Source organism: Providencia sp. PROV004 (assembly GCF_011045615.1).
In the GTDB taxonomy this organism is placed as follows: domain Bacteria; phylum Pseudomonadota; class Gammaproteobacteria; order Enterobacterales; family Enterobacteriaceae; genus Providencia; species Providencia rettgeri.
Genome location: NZ_CP042859.1, coordinates 4,475,466 through 4,496,658, shown reverse-complemented (window position 1 = coordinate 4,496,658; position 21,193 = coordinate 4,475,466). Strand labels below are relative to the sequence as shown.

At 39.4% G+C, this 21,193-nt stretch carries 19 protein-coding genes; 7 read left to right on the top strand and 12 right to left on the bottom strand.

All coding sequences use genetic code 11. From position 1 onward, the window contains the following. Nucleotides 1-19: 19 nt before the first annotated feature. The 8 genes from neuC to cpxR all read right to left on the bottom strand — a co-directional run bounded on the left by neuC (nt 20) and on the right by cpxR (nt 9,941). The gene (gene neuC, locus FVA69_RS20835; RefSeq protein WP_164529279.1) at nt 20-1,192 is read right to left on the bottom strand and encodes a UDP-N-acetylglucosamine 2-epimerase; all 1,173 of its coding nucleotides are present in this window, start codon (nt 1,190-1,192) and stop codon (nt 20-22) included. After that, nucleotides 1,192-2,193, bottom strand: a complete 1,002-nt coding sequence (neuB, locus tag FVA69_RS20830; protein WP_164529278.1) for an N-acetylneuraminate synthase — start codon at nt 2,191-2,193, stop codon at nt 1,192-1,194. Before neuB ends, neuC begins: the two co-directional genes overlap by 1 nt. 1 nt (nt 2,194) lies before the next feature. After that, nucleotides 2,195-3,196 (bottom strand): GNAT family N-acetyltransferase, encoded by a 1,002-nt coding sequence (locus FVA69_RS20825; RefSeq protein ID WP_164529277.1) that lies wholly within the window; start codon nt 3,194-3,196, stop codon nt 2,195-2,197. Next, nucleotides 3,193-4,332 (bottom strand): LegC family aminotransferase, encoded by a 1,140-nt coding sequence (locus tag FVA69_RS20820; protein ID WP_164529276.1) that lies wholly within the window; start codon nt 4,330-4,332, stop codon nt 3,193-3,195. The genes FVA69_RS20825 and FVA69_RS20820 overlap by 4 nt, the downstream gene beginning before the upstream one ends. 9 nt (nt 4,333-4,341) lie before the next feature. Continuing rightward, a complete protein-coding gene (locus FVA69_RS20815; protein WP_164529275.1) occupies nt 4,342-5,532 on the bottom strand; it encodes a UDP-N-acetylglucosamine 4,6-dehydratase in 1,191 nt (396 codons plus the stop codon). Between the two features lie 427 nt (nt 5,533-5,959). After that, entirely contained in the window at nt 5,960-7,399 is a 1,440-nt protein-coding gene (locus FVA69_RS20810; RefSeq protein WP_164529274.1) for a capsule assembly Wzi family protein, read from the bottom strand. Nucleotides 7,400-7,875: 476 nt separating this feature from the next. Next, nucleotides 7,876-9,246, bottom strand: coding sequence for an envelope stress sensor histidine kinase CpxA (cpxA, locus tag FVA69_RS20805; protein WP_004906999.1), 1,371 nt, complete (start codon nt 9,244-9,246; stop codon nt 7,876-7,878). Next, on the bottom strand, nt 9,243-9,941 hold the full coding sequence (gene cpxR, locus FVA69_RS20800) for an envelope stress response regulator transcription factor CpxR (RefSeq protein ID WP_004907000.1): 699 nt from the start codon (nt 9,939-9,941) through the stop codon (nt 9,243-9,245). Before cpxR ends, cpxA begins: the two co-directional genes overlap by 4 nt. A gap of 150 nt (nt 9,942-10,091) precedes the next feature. Here cpxR and FVA69_RS20795 point away from each other — a divergent pair, with 150 nt between their 5' ends. Continuing rightward, nucleotides 10,092-10,679, top strand: a complete 588-nt coding sequence (locus FVA69_RS20795) for a Spy/CpxP family protein refolding chaperone (RefSeq protein ID WP_164529273.1) — start codon at nt 10,092-10,094, stop codon at nt 10,677-10,679. A 294-nt stretch (nt 10,680-10,973) separates the two neighbouring features. Here the strand turns inward: FVA69_RS20795 and FVA69_RS20790 are convergent, their stop codons facing one another. Both FVA69_RS20790 and FVA69_RS20785 read right to left on the bottom strand, forming a co-directional pair. Continuing rightward, nucleotides 10,974-11,255: a type II toxin-antitoxin system YafQ family toxin gene (locus tag FVA69_RS20790; protein ID WP_109912959.1), complete on the bottom strand. Its 282-nt coding sequence runs from the start codon at nt 11,253-11,255 to the stop codon at nt 10,974-10,976. After that, nucleotides 11,236-11,520 (bottom strand): type II toxin-antitoxin system RelB/DinJ family antitoxin, encoded by a 285-nt coding sequence (locus FVA69_RS20785; protein WP_102140619.1) that lies wholly within the window; start codon nt 11,518-11,520, stop codon nt 11,236-11,238. Before FVA69_RS20785 ends, FVA69_RS20790 begins: the two co-directional genes overlap by 20 nt. Nucleotides 11,521-11,681: 161 nt before the next feature. On the opposite strand from FVA69_RS20785, the gene FVA69_RS20780 reads away from it, so the two are divergent. From FVA69_RS20780 to FVA69_RS20755, 6 genes are all read left to right on the top strand, one after another. Then, nucleotides 11,682-12,263 carry a HutD/Ves family protein gene (locus FVA69_RS20780; protein ID WP_117162998.1) on the top strand — a complete coding sequence of 194 codons (582 nt, stop codon included), beginning with the start codon at nt 11,682-11,684 and terminating at the stop codon, nt 12,261-12,263. A 226-nt stretch (nt 12,264-12,489) separates the two neighbouring features. After that, nucleotides 12,490-13,242, top strand: coding sequence for a M48 family metallopeptidase (locus tag FVA69_RS20775; RefSeq protein WP_164529272.1), 753 nt, complete (start codon nt 12,490-12,492; stop codon nt 13,240-13,242). A 237-nt stretch (nt 13,243-13,479) separates the two neighbouring features. Beyond that, nucleotides 13,480-14,121 (top strand): lysophospholipid acyltransferase family protein, encoded by a 642-nt coding sequence (locus FVA69_RS20770; RefSeq protein ID WP_110731554.1) that lies wholly within the window; start codon nt 13,480-13,482, stop codon nt 14,119-14,121. Then, on the top strand, nt 14,118-15,062 hold the full coding sequence (locus FVA69_RS20765; RefSeq protein ID WP_109912960.1) for a phosphatidate cytidylyltransferase: 945 nt from the start codon (nt 14,118-14,120) through the stop codon (nt 15,060-15,062). The genes FVA69_RS20770 and FVA69_RS20765 overlap by 4 nt, the downstream gene beginning before the upstream one ends. A 405-nt stretch (nt 15,063-15,467) precedes the next feature. After that, nucleotides 15,468-16,445, top strand: coding sequence for a 6-phosphofructokinase (gene pfkA, locus FVA69_RS20760; RefSeq protein ID WP_004265237.1), 978 nt, complete (start codon nt 15,468-15,470; stop codon nt 16,443-16,445). A 186-nt stretch (nt 16,446-16,631) separates the two neighbouring features. Then, nucleotides 16,632-17,642: a sulfate ABC transporter substrate-binding protein gene (locus FVA69_RS20755; RefSeq protein WP_375372761.1), complete on the top strand. Its 1,011-nt coding sequence runs from the start codon at nt 16,632-16,634 to the stop codon at nt 17,640-17,642. A gap of 242 nt (nt 17,643-17,884) precedes the next feature. On the opposite strand, the gene FVA69_RS20750 is transcribed toward FVA69_RS20755, so the two are convergent. Together FVA69_RS20750 and FVA69_RS20745 are read right to left on the bottom strand one after the other, a co-directional pair. Next, the gene (locus tag FVA69_RS20750; protein ID WP_004907017.1) at nt 17,885-18,841 is read right to left on the bottom strand and encodes an OmpG family monomeric porin; all 957 of its coding nucleotides are present in this window, start codon (nt 18,839-18,841) and stop codon (nt 17,885-17,887) included. A gap of 125 nt (nt 18,842-18,966) precedes the next feature. Next, nucleotides 18,967-20,847 carry a glycoside hydrolase family 3 protein gene (locus FVA69_RS20745; protein WP_110731556.1) on the bottom strand — a complete coding sequence of 627 codons (1,881 nt, stop codon included), beginning with the start codon at nt 20,845-20,847 and terminating at the stop codon, nt 18,967-18,969. Nucleotides 20,848-21,193: the final 346 nt, after the last annotated feature.

Sequence of the window (21,193 nt, the reverse complement as noted above, 5' to 3'; positions counted from 1 at the left end):
TTGTTCACCACCAATTGGTTTATTTTTTGCAGAATGGGATGTCATAGAATGGTTTCGTCTTTAATGACTCTAAGTTGGCCTGTTTAAGTATTTCAACGACTTGTTTAGAGCTATTCCCCTGTCCATAAGGATTAAGAGTACTATTCAAAATTGATTTGAATTCCGGTGAATACACTTTATTTATTGCTAAGAGAAGCTGTTCTGTATCTGCACTTATATCAATAACACTGTTTGCCCTGACTCTTCCTCTCTGTCGATTACCTATATTTATTGTTGCTAATTTAAATGAAGGGGCTTCAACTATGCCACTTGAAGAGTTACCGATAACGGCATCAACATATTGTAGTGCTGATAAATATCTTAATTGCCCTAATGAAGTGAATGCAATTGCCTTATTGGAGTTTTCAACAACAAATTCATCAATCATTTTATTTATTAGCCGTCCTCCTACATCCGCATTTGCCTTTGTAAAAATAATCAGCGTATTATTTAATTGACTTAACCCTTTTAGGATCTCTGTAAAGTCCCCTTTTATTTCTTCTATATCCTGAGTCGTCTCTGGGTGATAAGTGAAAAGAATATTTTTTTCTTGTAGTTGGCAGTTTATTGCAGATTCAAATTCTTCTCGTGACATTAACTTCATGCGCAGTAAGTTATCTAAACCTATTTCACCCACTGTAAATACTCGTTCAGGTGGTTCTCCCATCTGTATAACACGGTTGGTATATTCTTCCATCGCAGTGAAATGCAATTGTGATAACTTAGTTATTGCGTGGCGGACTAGTTCATCAATGGCACCTTCTGTTATTTCACCACCGCTGAGGTGAGCGATGGGTATTTTTGCCATATTTGCAGCAGAAACGATGGGGATTAATTCATATCTATCGCCGAGTACCACAACAATATCAGGTTTTAGCTCATCAAAAGCTTCCGCAAAGCTAATCTGAGCTAGCCCCATACTTTTACTGACGCCCACAGCTGAGTCTGATGATAGTAAAATTTCAATTTTTTTATTAACAGTAAACCCATCATCTAAAATTTGTTGGTGCGTATAATCAAATTCAGGAGATAAATGCGTGCCTGTCGATATAAGTTGCAGTTCTAGCTGAGGATCATGCTGTATATCTTCTAGTAGGCATCGCAATAGCCCGTATTCAGCTCGAGTTGCAGTTACTACACAAATTTTACGCACTAAATTAACTCTCCTGTTTGATAATCTTTTTTAGCTATAGAACCAACCACTTCATCCCATCGAGTCGGAGGAATACCATTGCCCGGCCGCTTTATTTCAAGCATATCTTCCGTTATAGGAGTTCCAAGAGGAATGGCTTTTTTCGCGATAATACTTTTTCTGACAACATCACGATTTAGTTTTTCAGTTTTTGTGGGTACTTTCCAACCCGTCCCAAGAGCTTGTTCAATATTGCGAATCGCTTTAACCATATTTGAGAGCTCTGTCGGTTCTAAACTGGCTTTATGGTCTGGGCCATCCATATTTTTATCTAGCGTAAAATGTTTCTCAATGACCTTAGCACCCAATGCAACCGCTGCAATAGGAATTTCAATGCCTAAAGTATGGTCTGAATAGCCAACAGTAATGCCTGGAAATGCATTTTTAATTGTTGTCATTGCTAGTAAGTTCACATCTTCAGGTGAGGTTGGGTAATCTGTTGTAGCGTGAAGAACTGTGATTTGTTGAATTAATAAACCGGCATCTAGTAGCGTAAAAATAGCATGTTCAACTTCAGATAAATATCCCATCCCAGTAGATAAAATGACAGGTTTACCAAAATTAGCAATATGACGTAAGAAAGGGGTATTGGTTAATTCACCAGAACCAATTTTGAAAATATCTTGTAAATTATTTAAAAAATTAGCACTTTGCTCTTCATCAGGCGTTGACATAAATATGATGTTTTTTTCTACGCAGTATTCTTTTAATTCAGTAAAATCTTCGTAACTGAGTTCTAAACGCTTGAGCATTTCAAATTGTGTTTCTTTTACCTTGGTATTTTCTATCTGATACTCAGCCATTTGAGCATCTTCTGTTACTAAAAGCTCAGTTTTCCAAGTTTGAAACTTTACGGCATCAACACCTGCATCAACAGCTGCATCAATCAATTTTTTAGCAAGTTCAAAATTACCATTATGATTAACGCCAGCTTCGGCAATAATAAATACGTTGTCATTCATCTTATTTTAGGCTCGCTCGATATAACTGAAATAATGAAGGAGTTTGCGGGTTTTCTTGTTGTTTACGCCATAAACAATTTAGCCATTTTCTTTTTTCAGGCAAGAAATCAATACCTGCAATATAGAAAGGGAGTGTGATAGGCGAAAATTTTTGTTTGAATTTAAACAAGCTGTCGTCTGGTGAAGCTGTTCTTCCACCACCTAACATCATATAACGGCAACCCTTTTCTTTTGCGAATTCGAACGCAGAATCGAGTAGAAGGTAATTACCATTCTCTTTACTTAAACCTTGGTTATTTGCAGATAAATGGTAGTGCGCTAATTTATTTCCTATCATAAAGAAACCTATTGATGCGTATTGGTCATTTGATTTAATACCAATTAAATGTACATTTTTCATTTGCATCAATTCTTTGAAGTATTCTGCTGGAAAGTAAAAAAAATCACTAGCTGAATTCTTCTGCATTGTTTCGTAGTAAAGCTCGATAAATGATGATAAGTCGACATTACTGAAATCAGAGGTTAATTTGTTTTGCGCTTTTTTGATGATATTTCGTGTAGTTTTTGAATACTTGCTTCTTCGCTCATCACTCGTCTTTTCAAGATCAACAATAACAACTTGCCTCTCTTGAAAATGCATATCGAACAATGTGCTTTGTGAACTTAATGGATTAAATGGATGAAAACGAATGAATTCACAGACAATTTTGTGTTTGACACAATACTCTCGATACGCAGAAAAAGCTCGTTTGAGAAATTCAGGTTCATCTGAGTTACTCAGTGGCCCGCCATAACCATATGCGGTTTCTAAATCATACAATTCTTCATCAATGTTAGTTTGGCCAACAGCTTCAATTTTTCTTTTCAACGCACTAAATAAGACAAAATGTTGATGCTCAGTATAGCGAAATTCAAAATACTCACAGTCATTCTCATATAGCGTACTGTATTCCCGCTGATAGTAACTATCTGAAAGTAAGTCATTTGTATTAAAACTAATCATAATGGTGTGCTAGGTAGATTAATGAGGTGTGCTTCAATAAACTCGGATTGATTAAGTTCACCACATAAAGCGTCTTTGAACATTGGTAAACGGTGCATCAGTTTCCAAATAGGGCGAGTCATTACACCTGCTTCATTCGTCTGTTTTAACAGCTCATTTCGTGATTTTGCATCGGAACAGATGACGGCATTTAGCCAATAATTAGATTTCGCATAAGATGGCTCAACAACAAATTGATAATCGCTACCAGCGAAGAAATCTTGGTATTGATTTGCGAGTCTGCGTTTTTGCTCTAAAAATAAGGGTAAATGTTCCATTTGGGCGCAGCCTAACGCGGCATTTAAATTGGGTAAACGGTAATTAAAGCCCGGTTCATCGTGGAAAAATTCATATGGGTGAGGAATTTTTGCCGTTGTTGTGACATGTTTTGTGTGTTTACCTGTTTCTTCTGTGGCGCAGAGAACCATTCCACCACCGCCAGTGGTAATGATTTTATTACCATTAAAGCTTAATGCAGAGAATTCACCGATAGTGCCAGTGTGTTTGCCTTTATAAAAAGACCCTAAGCTTTCTGCTGCGTCTTCAACTAAAGCAAGCTGCCATTTTTGACATACGGAAAGTAATTCGTCTAATTCTGCAGGGTGGCCGAATGTATGCATTGGGACGACGGCTTTAATTGCTTGCTTTGTTTGTTTATGAAAGCAGCCGCTCTCAGTGAGTTCTGCATGTTCTTCGAGGTATTGTTCTACGGCTTTAGGGCATAAACTTAAACTGATAGGGGAAACATCAACAAAAATAGGCTGAGCTCCCATATGATAGAGAGCATTACAAGTAGCAACAAAGGTTAATGCTTGTGTAATAACTAAATCATTAGCTCGAACGCCCGCCATATAAAGCGCGGTATGCAATGCTGCAGTCCCATTAACAGTGGCAACAGCGCGAGTGCTACCCGTAAACTCTTCCATTTTTCGTTCAAATTCGTCGACAAATTTTCCAACACTAGAGACGAAAGTACTATCAATGGTTTCTACAACATAATTTTTTTCATTACCCGTAAATGTTGGGGCATGTAGCGGAATGAAATCATTCGTTTTGTATGTGTCTCGAATAAATTCTATCAGTGCTTGTGGTTTCATTGGCTGGCCTTACATTTTACTATCGAGATATTTGCCGGTTTCTTGGTGGCCGAAATCGGGGATCATTTTAAAAAATAGCGCAACAATTTGTTCTTTATCCCACGCTTTTTGCGCTTTCATTTGTGCGACTTCAGTTTCAAATAACGATAATAGTTCTGGCTGGTAATTCGCTTTATTTTTAATGATGCCGAGATTTTCAAAACGCGCTATGTCCAGTGTTTCTTTATCTGTGAAAAATTCTTCGAAATCTTTTTCCCCAGTTGTATCGCTTGATGTAAAGAGGCAAGGCCACTTCCCTTGGGCTGGTAGTGTTTTAGCGAGTTCTCTAGCTTCGTCCTCATTTTTACATAAATGCGGTTCATAGCCACGTTGTTTGAGGTATTTAATTGCAATATCAGCAAAGGTAATAAGGTGAAGGGTTTCACTCAGTTTAGGGAAGAAAATATCCCTATTTTCACCAAAAATACATGACATTAAACATAACTCTCCCGATTCTTGAGGTGTCACGAAGTAGCGTTTGATATCATTAGGTGCAACGATAGGTTGTTGTTTTTTCAGTCTTTGGTCAAACCCATGGAGGAGAGAGCCGTCAGAAAAGGCGACATTCGCAAAGCGGGCTGTTGATATTTCTATTTCTTTGCTGCGACGCATTAAGAACATTTCCATAATACGCTTTGATGCTCCCATCATATTGACTGGGTTAGCGGCCTTATCAGTAGATACACAAAAATATTTTTTAACACCGGAATTAATTGATTGTTGAATTGTTTTATCAGTATTAAAAATATTGACGTCAATCATGCGCATTAGGGTAAATGGATCTTTCTCACTACGAACATGTTTTAGTGCTGATAAATTTAAAACATAATCGTACTGCCCATCAGCTTTAATAAACGCATCATATTCGATGGAGCCAATATCTAAAGCAAAGGTTTGGAAATCGCCATTGATATAACCAAAGGAGCTGCGAATATCTCTCACTAATTCAACCATGTTGTTTTCACTAATATCAACAACATGAAGTTTTTTAGGGTTACGTTTGAAAATTTCTTTTGTCACTGCTTGGCCAATTGAGCCAGCACCACCTAAAACCAGAAACCGGGACTGAGACACAATGTGAGAAAGTTCAGCGCTATTATTATTTACATCTTGAAGTAATAATGCTTTGTCTCTTCCAATTAATGGAAGTATTTGATTCATAAATTGACTCTCATTTATTTGTTAAAATATTTGCAGCTATTTTTGGTTTTCTCAAGGTTTTGAGTAAATCAAACTGATATTATTAGCCAACCAAAGCTAGATGCTTGATATTTAATTCTGATAAAAATTTTAGATATAGCTACCGCAATGACGCTCTATTGAAGCGCCTAATGGCATATTTTGGGGCCATATCTCTCAATACTCTAAACTGCTTATTCTCAATAAAATAATATTAGCACTAATAGGTAACTCTGACTATGATGAGTTATGGGTTTGATTTTCTTTAATTATTTGATTTTTATCAAATAATTATTTTTGAATAATAAGGGAGTTTGTGAGAAATGTTCTTTTGTATGGGAGAGAGCGCAGAGACTAGATATAATAACGCTCTAGTCTCTGAATTTGATGCATTATTTATTTGCAGCAACTACCACTTAAACGGCACGTTTACCGTAACGGCAGCTCCTAAATCATTGCGTGTTTCGTAATCAGTTTTAGATACCCAAACTTTCGCATCAGTGCTGACGTCATTGTCAAAGTTATGCCACCAACCTAAATCAACGCCTTTGATGGTTTCTGATTTAGGGAACAACTTGTTGCCTTCAAAGTTAGATTTATTCACTTTCGCGTACATCAAGCGAGAACTGACGCGGTTGTCATCATCGAGAGTGTATTCCACTTTGGTGGTGAGCATGCGCCCGTCGCCGCCCATCGCGTGGCCTAGTGATGCACCTTGTTGGTAATAACCATTTTTGTAGATAAAGTGGCGATACATTACGCCGTCTTTGTCCCACTCAGTATGGGTGTTCGCGCCTTCAATATACCAATTTAATGGTTGGCCCCATAGTGTGTGATAACCTTCGATACCACCCATAAAGGCGTTTTTCGATGGGAAAAGGTTGGCTTCATCTTCACCGACCATTTGGCCATATAGGCTGACAGGTAGGTCGATTAACGGGTAAAGTTTCAGTTTAAAGTCTAAACCTGCCAGTTGGTTGCCTGGGTCATCGTTATAGTCACCAGTATTATCCCTACCGCCCATCGCGTTCCAGAAAGAGTTCCAGTTATTAGGGCGGCCATCGCCTCCCCACATGACTACACGAGAACCACCGAGCTCGAAGAAGTCAGTTGGGTTCATGGTCATGCGTAAACCAATCAGTTTAGTGTTGGGTTGGGAAGAATATTGTTTGATTTGCCCTGCGGTGAGCTGGTATTGCCACGAACCAATCCAAGAAAGCCATGGAGTTTCAAATGGGCTTTGGTCAGCACGTTGAATTAAGAAGCCAGTAACAGGGCGAGCCGCATCGGTACGAATTAAGCTACCATCGTGGCCCGGTCCCCACCATTGTGGAATTTCACCAAAGGATACCCACTGGTTCCAAATTTTGACACCACCATATGAGCCATTGAGGTTGTAGTCAGAACCATTTTCAACGCGTAAAGCACGTTCGCCATTTGCAGTGAGGTTTAAGTCTACGTCGTCAGTGCTGTAGTTACCTGAAACGGTATAGCGAATATCACTATATTCACTCTGGGCAAAGCCCTGTGGCATAGAGTTGTGGCTAGATGCAAGGTGAGTTTCTAGTTGAACACTGTTTTTCTTACGGTCAAGGTTCTTTTTAATGCGCTGAATAATGGCTTCTTGTTCGCTATTAGTAATATTTGCATTATTTAAAGAACGTGTGATTTCTTCTTGGGATAGTGGCCAAGTTGATAAGCTAATTTGGATGACGTTACGTTCAGAAAGCCAAGCAAGGTCGCTGCGTAAGTTGTTATCGGGTAGAACTAATCCCCCCGCAACGCTTTGTGCACTTATGGCGCCGAACACAGCAAGTATGGCTAGCTTAGTGAGCTTGAATTTTTTCATTGATAAATCCATTTGAAGTTGAGTTCGCCTAATATTGAACAGGTTAATAAGGGAAAACCTGTAAATTAAATAAAGTTAAAATATGATTATTATCAGCCCACATTATAAGTATCTTAATTTGCATTGAGTTGGGCTTCTGTGCTTTCTATTAATATCAATTATCACACTTTAACTAAGTAAAACAGAATATCAGATTAATATAGTCGGTGTAGAAGTTAGTAACATATTAAGATATAAAACGATATACTTTTTGTTGGATTACCACATGGTTAATTTTAAGTATTCTTCTCTATTATTCTTTTTTTATGGGTTAAATAGTATAAAAATAGAGTTTTATATTGGTCGGGTATTTAGGAATTGTTGTTTTTAGAGGCAATATAGGACTATTCTCTATTAATAATGGTAGATGTTGATTAAAAAAATAACCCCCTTCTTTAATAAAAAGAAAGGGGTTATTGGTAATGAATAAAGCTAATTTATCGGCCGTGTTCAGGTAGCCAGATTTGTAACCTTAAACCACCTAATGGGCTGTCATCCGCTTTCACCCAACCTTTATGTTGTGTTATGGCGGTTTCAACAATTGCAAGACCTAAACCAGTACCGCCTGTTTCTCGGTCTCGAGCTTCATCAGTGCGGTAGAATGGGCGGAAAATATGCTCGCGGTCAGCAGGGCTAACACCGGGGCCATCATCATCGACTGTGATGAGAATACCGTTGTTTTCTTCTTTGAAATCAACGGCAATGTGTGTATGCGAATAACGTAATGCGTTACGCACAATATTTTCAAATGCACTACCGACGGCAGAAGGGTTGCAATATAACGGCCAAGGTCCTGGGTGAGAAGTGACTTCGAGCGTTTTGTTCATTTGCTCAGCTTCAAAGCTAGCATCATCTAGGATATCACCCCAAAGTTCATCGGCTTTGATATTCTCACGCAAAATTTCGTTTTTATGCTGGCTGCGGGATAACACCAGTAAATCGTTAATCATGCTATCTAGGCGATGGGTCTCGGTTTCGATGCGTTCTAGCTCTTTACTTTCCCCATGGCGACGGCGCAATAAGGCGGTTGCCAGTTGCAAACGAGTCAGTGGAGTGCGTAATTCATGAGAAATATCAGAGATTAAGCGTTGCTGCGCGCTAACCATACCATCAAGGGCACTGATCATCTGGTTAAAGCTATTTCCCGCAGACAAGAACTCTTGCGGACCGGCTTCTAGTTCTGGGTGTGGGCGTAAATTTCCTTTCGCCACATCGTCCGCGGCCATTTTTAATTTACGAGCAGGGCGGGCGAGACTCCAAGATAACCATAATAATAGTGGAGCACTGATCAGCATGGTGGCAATCAGTAATAAGAAAGGCCTATCAAACAATAAATTAATAAAGTCAGATTGTGGGCTGCTTGCTGGGCGAACTAAATACAGTTGGTAGTGGTCTTCCCCATCACGAATGGAGAAAGGGCCGAGGATTTCGGCTCGTCCATATTTTTTCTTTTTCGGGTGATCCGCGTTATCGGACTGCCCAATAAAGTTACGTATTACCTGCATTTCACTTGGCATTGCACCAATCACACGGCCTTCACTGGTGACGATAATCAACCGTTGGCCGGGAGGTGCCCATTTTTTGATGGCGTTAGAAATACGCCGCCACCAAAGTAGGTCATTCATCGGAGCTTGTGCGAGTTCGGCTTCAATATGCTGCTCAAGCATCTCCCCTTGGCGTTGTTCACTTTCCATCAGGACGGTGATTTGCCGAGAGTCGAGCTTGGGCACCATCAGCACTAGCATTAATACTAGTGCGAGGGTAAACCAGAAGATCGCAAAGATCCTTGCGGTTAAGCTGTTGATCATGTGGCAGAAACCATTAAGTATCCGCGGCCACGTAGAGTTTTAAACCACGGCTGGCCATCAGTGCGTTCTGGAAGTTTGCGGCGTAAGTTTGAAATATGCATATCAATAGCACGGTCAAACGGTGTTAAGCGCTTCCCAAGTACTTCTTGGCTAAGGTGTTCACGAGAAACCACTTGGCCTAGGTGCTGTGCGAGTAGATATAACAACGTAAATTCTGTCCCTGTTAAGTCCAAAATTTCCTCATCAAAGCTGGCTTCTTGGCGACCTGGGTTAAGTTGCAGTTTATCAACTTGTAAAACAGGGGTATTGCTATTGTCGCCTTGAGTTTGCTCGCTCCAGTTAGAACGGCGTAATAAAGCACGAATACGTGCTACCAGTTCACGGTCATTGAACGGTTTAGGTAGATAGTCGTCTGCACCGAGTTCTAGGCCCAGAACCTTATCTAACTCACTACCGCGAGCCGTTAACATGATAACGGGGGTCTGATGGATTTGGCGCAGTTCTTTTAATGTCTCAATACCATTTTTTTTCGGCATCATGACATCAAGTAGTAACAGGTCAATGGATGAGTCAATTTGCTGTAATGCCTGTTCACCATCATAGGCGATGACAACATTGAAACCTTCCATTTCCAGCAGTTCTTTTAACAGCGACGTGAGTTCACGGTCGTCATCAACTAATAGGATTTTATGCATTTTTTAAGTCCTCCAACTGCCAAAATACGATAACAATCTGTACGATTCCATGACTTTACGTTCTTTTACATGCTCTGACGCTAGTTTGCAGCCACAGGTGTATATTTGTTCACATTGAATCACGAGCACAGTTCGGAGACAAGGTGTCAAATGCTGAGAACAACACATAGCAAAGTACATAATACAGTACATAAAACCGCAATGTTAGTTTTAGCTTCTGCGTTTGTGTTCGGACCAGCGGTTGCTTTTGCAGAAGAGCCACAAAGTGCTGCAAATGAAAGTTCAACACCTTTGATGTTACAGATGCAGTCCGAGCCAACAACTAAGCCAACAGGCAATGCGGTTGTGCCCTTTCAACATCATGAGTTATTTAGCAGTGAAGAACGTGCCAGTACCTTTATGTTTAATGGTATCACGTTAAATGAAAAACAGCGTCAGCAATTACGTGATTTAATGGCAACACAGCGCCATTATCATGTTGATAACTCTGCTTTAGTTAAAGAACGTGAAGCACTGCACAAATTAATTATAGCGGATAACTTTGATGACAAAGCGGTTCGTGAAGAACTTGAAAAACGAATGCAAAAAGAACTGGAACAACGTGTTGAAATGGCTCGAATTCATCATGAATTGTACCAGTTGTTAACGCCAGAACAGAAAACAGAGCTTGAACACATTCACCAACAAGAAATGAATCAGCATAAAATGGCAGAATTTCAAGCGATGCAGTTTCAGTAAGTTTAGTTGTTAGTACCTGTAGTAATGCAAGTTAGTTAATTTTATATCCTGAGTTCCATAGTAAGTAGTGAAGTAGCAATAAGTGAAGTTTTTCCTTGCCATAGACACCATCCCTGTCTTTTATAGCCCCTTTTAGGGGCTTTTTTTTTATAAATTATATCTTCAATTCTTTAAAAACAGTAACTTATCAATATTTAAAAGGCTATGAAAGTTCATCAAAGTTCGCCGAGGTGGACGGTAAGTGGACGGTCGCCTACGTCGATTTAATTGTTTTAGGTTGGGAAATGTGATGAATTAGCCAAATAATTCAGAATGAGAACCACAGCGAACTAATATGATTTCATTGGTTTGGTAGTTTATATCCCAAATTAATAAAAAATCGGGTTGTATGTGATATTCATAGCAAGGTCTCCAGTTTCCTTTTAAGGGATGAGGCAAATATTCTGCTGGAACAGAGCCAGTAATGCATAGGTGGTTATCGATTAACTCTTTTAATAGCTGAGTATTTCTTTTTTTGTCAGATAACGACTTTTTTAAGTCTTTTTTGAATTGGGATTTAACGCGAATTTTCAGCATCGGACTTGCTCACTTGGCTAAATAAATCTTCAGCAGAGTCAAATGTTTCGTCTGTAGTTGGTGCATTAATAGCTTCTAATGTAATTGAGTTTGGTGTTTTTAACTCAATAGGAAAAGCTTGTCGCAATGATATTTGCTTGACGAAAATACGAATAGCATCAGACATGCTAATCCCTAATTCAGATAACACTGCTTCAGCATTTTCCCTGACTTTAGGCTCAATTCTGGCTCTGACAATATCTGTTTTATGTTGAGTACTGGCCATTACCGTTATCCTCTTCTTATGGTGAATGTTTGAATTGTGGCACGCATGGGCTACAATTTGAAATTGATTTTTAAAAAGGCGTTTTTTTGTTGAAAGTCTGCTATTTTCATTTCTCATTCTCACTATAAAAATAATGCATCCACCAAAGTAAGGCTCACCTTATGACTCAGATATTAACGACGCAAGATTATCGCAATATGCCTTGGAAAAATGGCCAGGGGTCGACACTTGAATTGGCGCGCAGCCATGGTGAAGGTTTAGATGATTTTGATTGGCGAGTGTCAATAGCAGATGTTAAAACGGCGGGCTCGTTTTCCTTTTTCCAAAATCGGCAACGTATTATTGGTGTATTGGAAGGAGAAGGACTTATTTTGCATGTAGATAAGAAACCGGCGGTGACCTTACAGCAAAAAGAATTTTTTGCTTTTAATGGGGAAAGCGAGGTTTATGCGGAACTCGTTCAAGGTGCAATTCGTGATTTTAATGTCATCTATAACCCTGAAAAATATCAGGCTCGTTTACAATGGGTGAATACTGCGTTCATTAATTCTTGGGTGAGTGGGGCTAGTGAGATCTTAATTTTTAATATTACACCTCGTTTGAGTATGAAAATTAATTCAGATTCCTTTTATTTAAAGCCATTTGACACTCTATTAATTAAAGAAAATCGAGAAGCTCTGCAATTTATTGTTGAAAAGAATACAGAAAATGATTTTTGTATTATTGAGTTATTTATTAAGTAGTTAGAGTGATTTTTTGGCCATTGCCCTAATGGCCATTTGCATGCAATCTGTATGTGTACCTATTATTGGAATAATATTCTGTCTATTTTGCAATTTTAATAAAAACGTTATCAAATTCATATATTGGATAATTATGGCTTTATTCCTATTGTTATTTTTCGCAGAATTTATAGTCTTTAGCGTCATTAAAAAATAATACCTATATATACTAAAGGAAAAATGTTCTATGAAGATGAAAGCGCTTGTGGCAGTTGCTGTTTCTGCTGTCATTTTAACGGGTTGTAAAAATTTAGACCAAGGGATGTTGACTAACTCAGGCATGCAATTATTCCAAGCTGCGACACTGACTGACTCTGATGTTAAACAATTAAGTGACCAATCTTGTAAAGAAATGGATGCGCAAAACAAAATTGCTCCAGCGTCTAGCAAGTATGCGAAACGCTTAGACAAAATTGCAAAAGCACTGGGTAACGAAGTTGATGGTACTCCAGTAAACTATAAAGTTTATCTGACTAGCGATGTCAACGCATGGGCAATGGCAAATGGTTGTGTGCGTGTATATAGCGGCCTGATGGATGTGATGAACGATAACGAAGTTGAAGGCGTTCTGGGTCATGAAATGGGCCACGTTGCATTAGGTCATACACGTAAAGCAATGCAAGTTGCTTATGCGACAGTTGCTGCACGTACTGCTGCAGCATCAGCGGGTGGCGTTGTAGAACAACTGAGTGCATCACAAGTTGCAGCTCTGGGTGAAAAACTGATTAACTCACAGTTTTCTCAACACCAAGAAAGCGAAGCAGATAACTTCTCTTATGACTTACTAAAAAAACGTGGTGTTAAAACTGACGGTTTAGTCACTGGTTTTGAAAAATTAGCGAAAATGGGTAGCGGCGAGACAAGCATGTTTGACTCTCACCCACCATCAAGCGAACGTGCACAAAACATCCGTGACCGTATTGCCGCTGACAAAAAATAATATTTAATTATTGACGTTAGTTGAGTGTTATTTTGGTGTAGTAATATGATGATATATTGCTACACCAATCACGTATTTCCTGCTATTTATCTCAATATTACTTTTCTTATATTGCAAATCAGAACTTATCCCGTTGTGCTCCTGTAACCGACTCTCTATCTTGTTAATTAAACGATATTCAGGTCTTTTCGTAATTTTGCAAATTTTCGTTTGATAAAACGTTAGCAAGGAAAAAAGATGGAAAAAGTGCAGAGAATTTCTCTTTTAGCTAAGGGAATGGGCATGCTGTTATCGGGAACCTGCCGTTTATTAACGGGTGTTCGCACTCGTTGGGTAGGGTGCCAACCTTCAATGACCACACGTATTTATTATGCCAATCATTCAAGCCATCTTGATGGTTTGGTTATTTGGTCTGGGTTACCACCGTTAATGCGTCATTTTGTTCACCCGGTTGCCGCTAAAGATTATTGGGTCAAAACACCGTTTCGACGTTATTTAGTTAATAAGGTTTTTCGGGCGGTATTGGTCGATAGAAAAGGTGATAAGCCAGCTCAAAATAATACATTAGCTCCTTTAGAGTCAGTATTAGAGTCAAAGCATTCATTAATATTTTTTCCTGAAGGCACACGTGGTGATGGGGAAACTTTAAGCCAATTTAAAAGTGGGCTTTACCATCTCGCGAAAAAATACCCTGATGTTGAAGTTGTTCCCGTTTATTTGGAAAATTTAAATCGTGTGTTACCGAAGGGGTCAAAGCTTGTTGTGCCGGTGATTTGTTCAGCTATCGTTGGTAAGCCTCTGGAGCCTCTTATGGAAAATGAAAATAAAATCGCCTTTTTGCAGCGAGCAAAAGTAGCGCTTGAGGAGCTAATGCCATGAATATTGGGGACAGGGAATTAGTATTATTGTTGTCAGGTGTTTTTGGGATACTGGTATTTGCTAGTGTTATTGGTGGTATTCTTGCATACCGTTATTCAGGTGAAAAAAGCAACCCAACTATTGATAATTTGAATGCGCGTATTCGTGCATGGTGGGTCATGTGTATTATTTGTGTACTGGCTGTTGTGCTTGGCAATATAGGTGTGGTGATCTTATTTGCGCTGATATCGTTCTTTGCACTCAGAGAGTTTATTACCTTAACGCCAACACGGCGCAGTGACCATGAAGCATTATTTTGGTGCTTTTTTGTTTTTATTCCATTGCAATATGTCTTGGTTGGCATTGAATGGTATGGGTTATTTTCAATTTTTGTACCTGTTTTTGTCTTCCTTTTCTTGCCGACCCGCATTGCTTTAGCGGGAGATACCTTTCATTTTCTTGAGCGAACAGCAAAAATTCAGTGGGGAATGTTGGTGGCGGTTTTCTGTTTGAGCCATGTACCCGCGTTGTTGATGCTGAATATTCAAGGTTATGAAGGCGAAAACGTAAAATTATTACTTTTCTTGATTATTGTGACGCAAATTTCAGACGTGTTGCAGTATGTTTTTGGTAAGTTAATGGGTAAACGGCCTATTGTGCCTAAGTTGAGCCCAAACAAGACCATTGAAGGCTTTATTGGCGGCGTATTATCTTCAGTGCTTATTGGTATTTGCCTTTACTGGGTAACTCCATTTAGCTGGTGGGTTGCGGGACTGATGTCATTAGCGATTACCATTATGGGGTTTGTGGGAGGGTTATGTATGTCAGCCATTAAGCGTGATAGTGGTATTAAAGATTTTGGGGCGATTATTGAAGGACATGGGGGCATGCTGGATCGCATTGACTCATTGTGTTTTGCCGCGCCTATTTTTTTCCATTTAACGCGTTATTACTATACATAGGCCAATTTTATTTTCGTTTTTGTTCGTTAATTAAAAGAGCACCAAATGGTGCTTTTCTTTTGTTTTATAGGTACAGCATCGAAGGAATTTAAGTGTTATCATCAATACTTAATTTTTATTTCAAACTAAGATTCAACTAGGGTAATTCGCTTTAGTTGGTACTCTAGGGCTTTTTTTGCATTGAAAGATTTACCTATTGGGGTGATCGGCTAGAATTATGTAAACTGGATCACAATAAAACATAAAAGCTTGATGGAAAGCAGATGCATAATTCACTCTTTGCCGTATTATGATGCTAGGTGAATCAATTCAGCACTAGTAAGCCAGCGTAATTAGCGTTAAAAAGATTAGCAGCGTAACGGTTTTATCGATTTGCAATTTTATGTTCATTAATCAGAGGTCATCATGGTCAAGCAGATTAAAAGAATTGGGGTTTTAACGAGTGGTGGTGACGCGCCAGGCATGAATGCAGCGATCCGCGGTGTGGTTCGCGCGGCATTAGGTGAAGGTTTAGAAGTCATGGGTATTTTTGACGGGTACCTTGGCCTATATGAAAACCGCATGAAGCAATTAGACCGGTATAGCGTGTCAGATATGATTAACCGTGGTGGTACCTTCTTAGGCTCAGCTCGTTTTCCACAATTCCGTGATGAAAAAGTGCGTGCTGTCGCATTCGATAATCTGAAGAAAAATCATATTGACGCATTAGTTGTTATTGGTGGTGACGGTTCTTATTTGGGGGCTAAAGCACTGACGGAAGCTGGTTTCCCATGTATTGGATTACCGGGAACGATTGATAATGACGTTGCTGGCACAGACTATACCATCGGTTATTTCACTGCACTTGAAACGGTTGTTGAGGCTATTGACCGCCTTCGTGATACCTCTACGTCCCATAAACGTATTTCTATTGTTGAAGTGATGGGACGTTACTGTGGTGATTTAACGCTATCTGCTGCGATTGCTGGGGGCTGTGAGTTCTTAGTGTTACCTGAGCAGGAAATGGCTTTTGACCGCGAAGAACTATTATCAGAAATCAAACGTGGTATTGAAAAAGGCAAACGCCATGCGATTGTTGCTATTACCGAACACGTTTGTGATGTGGGTGAATTAGCGAAATATATTGAGCAGGAAACACACCACGAAACCCGTGCAACGGTTCTAGGCCATATCCAACGTGGTGGTTCTCCGGTTGCTTATGACCGTATTTTAGCATCACGCATGGGGGCTTATTCTATTCAACTTCTGTTGGAAGGCTACGGCGGGCGCTGTGTGGGTATTCAAAATGAAAAATTAGTCCATCATGACATTATTGATGCGGTTATGAATATGAAGCGCGTCTTTAAGAAGGATTGGTTTGATACGGCGAAGAAGCTGTACTAATCCCTCTATAATTGCAAATCTCTCCTGCATAGTGATTTCCCGCTATGCAGGTTTGATCCTGTATTCCAGATAATACTCTGTTCATATATTCCTCATTCTTATAAGTTTTTCTTTTTAATTATTTCCCGTAATTGATGCTATCTGTCAGCCTCTCCTTATCGCAAATTTAATGAGGGAAGGCAAATGATACGTTCATGGCAGGTAAAAAAATCACAATTCACGACAGCATTGCTATTGCTGTTAGCGACAGGGACATGGGCGAAAAACATTCAATTGTTGAATGTGTCTTATGATCCGACTCGTGAGTTTTATCAGCAATATAATCAGGAATTTAGTGATTATTGGCAAAAGAAAACGGGGGATACCGTCACTGTTCGCCAGTCTCATGGTGGCTCAGGTAAGCAAGCTATATCAGTGGTGAATGGGTTAGAAGCTGATGTTGTGACGTTAGCTTTAGCCTATGATGTTGATGCTATTGCACAAAGTGGTCGTATAGATAAAAACTGGATAGAAAAACTTCCCGATAACTCAGCTCCTTATACATCGACTATCGTCTTTCTAGTTCGTAAAGATAACCCGAAAAACATCAAAGATTGGGATGATTTAGTCCGCAAAGATGTCTCTGTGGTGACTCCCAACCCGAAAACCTCTGGTGGAGCTCGTTGGAATTATCTAGCAGCATGGGGATATGCATTAGATAAAAACCAGCAAGACTCTGAAAAAGCGAAGCAGTTTGTTAAACAGCTGTATCAAAATGTGGAAGTCCTCGATTCAGGGGCTCGTGGCGCAACCAATAGCTTTGTTGAACGTGGTATTGGCGATGTATTAATTGCTTGGGAAAATGAAGCGTTATTAGCCATCAATGAGTTAGGGGAAAGCGGGCAGTTTGAAATTGTGACGCCAAGTATTTCGATTCTCGCTGAGCCAACCGTCGCTGTTGTCGATAAAACCGTCGATAAACGTGACCGCAGGGCGGTTGCAGAAGCTTATCTAGAGCACCTCTATTCTGCGCAAGGGCAGGAAATTGCAGCTAAAAACTACTATCGCCCACGAAATAGCGAAGTGGCCAAAAAATATCAACAACAGTTTCCTGAACTAAAACTGCTGACGGTTGATGACAGCTTTGGCGGCTGGCAAGCCGCGCAAGCAACCCATTTTGCGAATGGAGGGGTGTTCGACGAAATCATTCAACGCTAATACTCGTCATATTTCAATTTGTAGGGGTGTTGGCTGCACGCACTCGCCCTAGTCACATACTGGTGTATGCTCCTAGGGTCTCGTTTGTTTGCCGCCTACCTACAATTTGAACTATTTAGAGTATTATCTTAGGTGTAATAAATATTTTGAGTAATGATAGTTAAGGGCGGGGATAATAAAAACAGGATTAAAATGGGGTATTATTCCTAGCCTGTGAGGGGCAGACTAGGAATGAGGTTAATTTATTGCCACTGGTATTTGACACCTAACTGGCCAAGATAAAATGTTTGACGGTTATTGCCACCAGAGGTGATACCTGCATTTTTTGGGTTTTCCCAAGTACTAGGTTCAACTGCGAAGCCGCCCCATAGCGTTAGTTTTGGTGTTAAGTTATAAAAAACCTGTGTCCCGACACGGTAGCCGTCTTTAACTTTCTGAGTTGTACGTTTGTTGCTATCGTAGTTATGTTCATTTAAATAATAGCGAAAATAAGGCATTACGCTCCAATCCTGGTTTAACGTGATAGGAAAATAACCGCGAATTTGGTTTTGTTCCCATGTCTTATTAAAGTCTTTATCCCATGTCCAATCGGTGTATAGATAGACTTTGGCGGTTGCGGAATCATTGACCTTGTAAACAAGCCCGTGCTCGGATTCCCACTCATAACTGTTGGGGGCGTGGAAATTGTCGTAGTGATAAACTGCATCCCAAAAGTTAAACGCCCACTTATCATTGAAATTGTATGTCCCGCTAGGCATTAACCAAAACATCGTATTCGATGGGCGCGCTTGTGTACCTGGTGCGGAGTCATTGGATTCTTTGCGGTAGGTGACATTTAAATTGAACTGGCCAATCTCGCTGGCATACATTTTCCGAGTAGCACCAATTTGTGTACGATTACGAATAAAAGAGTCTTTGGATGTTGAAAAATTATGGTTGTAGCTTCTTAATGATTCCTTATGTTCCAGAAAAAAGCTCCATTTTGATTCAGGATTCACTAAAAATAGCTGCCCAACCATCGTGGTTTTGTCGTAGACCTTACGACCGCTGGTATTATGATGCCCTTCAAATTTTTCGAGTTCCATATAGACGTTGGAAGAAACGCGCCAGTAATCATTATTGACTTGATCGGCTGCGAAAACGGATGTTGCCAATCCTGTGAGCGTAACAAAAAGTAAACCATTCAGTGAAGTTTTCATTTTAACCCTTTAATTTTTATGTGTATTTTATTTTTTTATACCTTTATTCAAGGCGTTAGTATCTGGCCTTTATACCGTGGAGGTATAAAGGCGGAATCAGTGGTAATAATTAATAGGCTGTGTAATTAATTGATTGTTGAATAGGTTTCGCCATGACCATAAGGGAACAGGACTTTGTTACCTTGTGGTTTTTTGATATTAACGGGTAGCACCCCTTGAGGTGGGTTTAGCGGCTGGCCATGAGTGTTGGCAAATAATGTCCGTAACCCGCTACGAATATTGGTTTCTAACGAATTGCGGTTATTATTGGTGATATCAAATCCAGTGATACCATAGATGGCAATATTTGCGCTTACATTGTTTAGGTATGCAATGTCATAGGGGTTACGTGAAGAGATGACAACAATCGGGGTTTTAAGCTGGTTTGCAGCATCAATGATACGCTGAGCATTCGTTGGCGTATCCTTTAAATTATAGGTCGTCAGTAATACCAAATCTTGGTTTTGCACCAGTTTTTTTGCTTCATCTTGAGTTAGTGTGTTTTCATTTAATTTAACGACACTTTCGCCCGTAATAATCGCAACTCCCGTTTCTTGTGCGATATCATTTAACTGTTTTTGAATTAAAGAATTACGTGGCTTTTCATCAGAAATAGTGAAAATTCGATTGAGTGGTTTTAATTGATAAGGCAGTACATTCTCATTCTTAATTAATGTGATAGCCTGTTCAGAAACCATATTTTCAATATCTTTATGACCTTTTGATGCGACGACTTGTTCCGCTTTCACTAAGTCTACAGGTTGTGCCGTAATTTCTTGCTGAAGCTTTTTCAGCACCACACGTTTTGCGGATTCATCAATACGTTTCTTCAGTTCTGGATTTTTTTCTGCTTGTGTTTCTAAATAGCGGTACATGTTATCTAAACGAGAAACCGCTTGGGAGTCCCACATTTTGATTGGCATAAGAATAATATCTGAGCCAGCAAGTAACGAGGTTTCTACCGCCCAATTAATATCGAAATTGTCTGCAATAGCCCCCATATCCATGGCATCTGTCACTATCAAGCCGTCATAGTTGAGCTCATCACGTAAAATATCATGCAAAATAGGTTTGGAAAGCGTCGCTGGGGTGCCAACTTGTTTACCTGCAAGTGTGGTGATTTTATGGTCATCCAGTGCTGGTACAATAATATGTGCGGTCATGACGGCATCAGCACCATGAGATAACGCGTATTTGAATGGGACGAGTTCAGTATCTCGCCATGTTTTTGCGTCAGAATTAACAACGGGTAAATCAACATGAGAGTCAGCAGAAACATTTCCGTGACCGGGGAAATGCTTAAGTGACGTCAATAAATTATATTTATGAATACCTTGAATATAGCTGGTGGCCAGAGTTCCAACTAAATTTTTATCATCTGAGTATGAACGTACCCCTATCACTGGGTTATTTTGATTGTTATTAACATCAACAACTGGGCCAAAATTGATATTAAAACCAAGACTGGATAGCTCATATCCGTGGATCATCCCTGTTAGCTCTGCAAGGGCTGGGTTACGTGTTGCGCCTAGTGCCATATTACCAGGCATTTCGGTACCTACGCGTAAGCGGGTGACATAGCCCCCTTCTTGGTCGGTGCCAATAAATAATGGAAGGTTACTGCGGGAAGATTGAAGTTTATTAATTAACTCCACAGTTTGTGGTGTATCAATCAGATTTTCTCTAAATAGGATCACTGAACCGAGATGGTACTGATTGATAACCTTAGAAACTTCATCATTCATAACGAGAAAAGGGGCGGGTTCTCCATGGCTGTCTTTATTCCAATATCTGAAATCTAACATGAAGAGCTGACCAATTTTCTCAGCCTCGGACATATTATCCACTATTTCTTGAGCAGACTTTTGTTTGTCTTGCCATAATTCATTCAATTGGGCTTGTGTTATTGGGTTAGCCATTGAAAATGCACTGAAAATACAAGCACTAAGTAAAGTGAATTTCTTCATTTTTATTTTCTCTAGGTTATTTTTCGAAAAATAATAAGTGGCTGAATATATTTATGATGTGAGAGTGCTCACAGTTGGTAGTATTCTCTCTTTTAGAGTAAGAGGAATAGAGTGCAAATAAATGTTGAGATGGTTTTTATTTATCTAATTGATATTAAATAGTAAATTTTTGAGAATAATTGATTCTAATCTAGAATAATTTCAGTTTGATATTATTTTGTTATGTGACGTAAGTATAAATTATAATTAAATGATATTTAAATCGACAGTGGAGCGTAAAAAGTTAATGTTTTCACTAATTATTTACTTTTCGAAATATTTTATTCTTATATTTAAATGATTTTGT

Bases quoted from the DNA above. Each gene is read 5' to 3' on its own strand.
- FVA69_RS20810 (WP_164529274.1), bottom strand. From the start codon at position 7,399: ATGAAAAAATTCAAGCTCACTAAGCTAGCCATACTTGCTGTGTTCGGC.
- FVA69_RS20745 (WP_110731556.1), bottom strand. From the start codon at position 20,847: ATGAAGAAATTCACTTTACTTAGTGCTTGTATTTTCAGTGCATTTTCA.
- neuB (WP_164529278.1), bottom strand. From the start codon at position 2,193: ATGAATGACAACGTATTTATTATTGCCGAAGCTGGCGTTAATCATAAT.
- FVA69_RS20770 (WP_110731554.1), top strand. From the start codon at position 13,480: ATGGAAAAAGTGCAGAGAATTTCTCTTTTAGCTAAGGGAATGGGCATG.
- FVA69_RS20790 (WP_109912959.1), bottom strand. From the start codon at position 11,255: ATGCTGAAAATTCGCGTTAAATCCCAATTCAAAAAAGACTTAAAAAAG.
- FVA69_RS20775 (WP_164529272.1), top strand. From the start codon at position 12,490: ATGAAGATGAAAGCGCTTGTGGCAGTTGCTGTTTCTGCTGTCATTTTA.
- pfkA (WP_004265237.1), top strand. From the start codon at position 15,468: ATGGTCAAGCAGATTAAAAGAATTGGGGTTTTAACGAGTGGTGGTGAC.
- FVA69_RS20815 (WP_164529275.1), bottom strand. From the start codon at position 5,532: ATGAATCAAATACTTCCATTAATTGGAAGAGACAAAGCATTATTACTT.
- FVA69_RS20795 (WP_164529273.1), top strand. From the start codon at position 10,092: ATGCTGAGAACAACACATAGCAAAGTACATAATACAGTACATAAAACC.
- cpxR (WP_004907000.1), bottom strand. From the start codon at position 9,941: ATGCATAAAATCCTATTAGTTGATGACGACCGTGAACTCACGTCGCTG.
- FVA69_RS20820 (WP_164529276.1), bottom strand. From the start codon at position 4,332: ATGAAACCACAAGCACTGATAGAATTTATTCGAGACACATACAAAACG.
- FVA69_RS20765 (WP_109912960.1), top strand. From the start codon at position 14,118: ATGAATATTGGGGACAGGGAATTAGTATTATTGTTGTCAGGTGTTTTT.
- FVA69_RS20750 (WP_004907017.1), bottom strand. From the start codon at position 18,841: ATGAAAACTTCACTGAATGGTTTACTTTTTGTTACGCTCACAGGATTG.
- cpxA (WP_004906999.1), bottom strand. From the start codon at position 9,246: ATGATCAACAGCTTAACCGCAAGGATCTTTGCGATCTTCTGGTTTACC.
- FVA69_RS20780 (WP_117162998.1), top strand. From the start codon at position 11,682: ATGACTCAGATATTAACGACGCAAGATTATCGCAATATGCCTTGGAAA.
- FVA69_RS20785 (WP_102140619.1), bottom strand. From the start codon at position 11,520: ATGGCCAGTACTCAACATAAAACAGATATTGTCAGAGCCAGAATTGAG.
- FVA69_RS20825 (WP_164529277.1), bottom strand. From the start codon at position 3,196: ATGATTAGTTTTAATACAAATGACTTACTTTCAGATAGTTACTATCAG.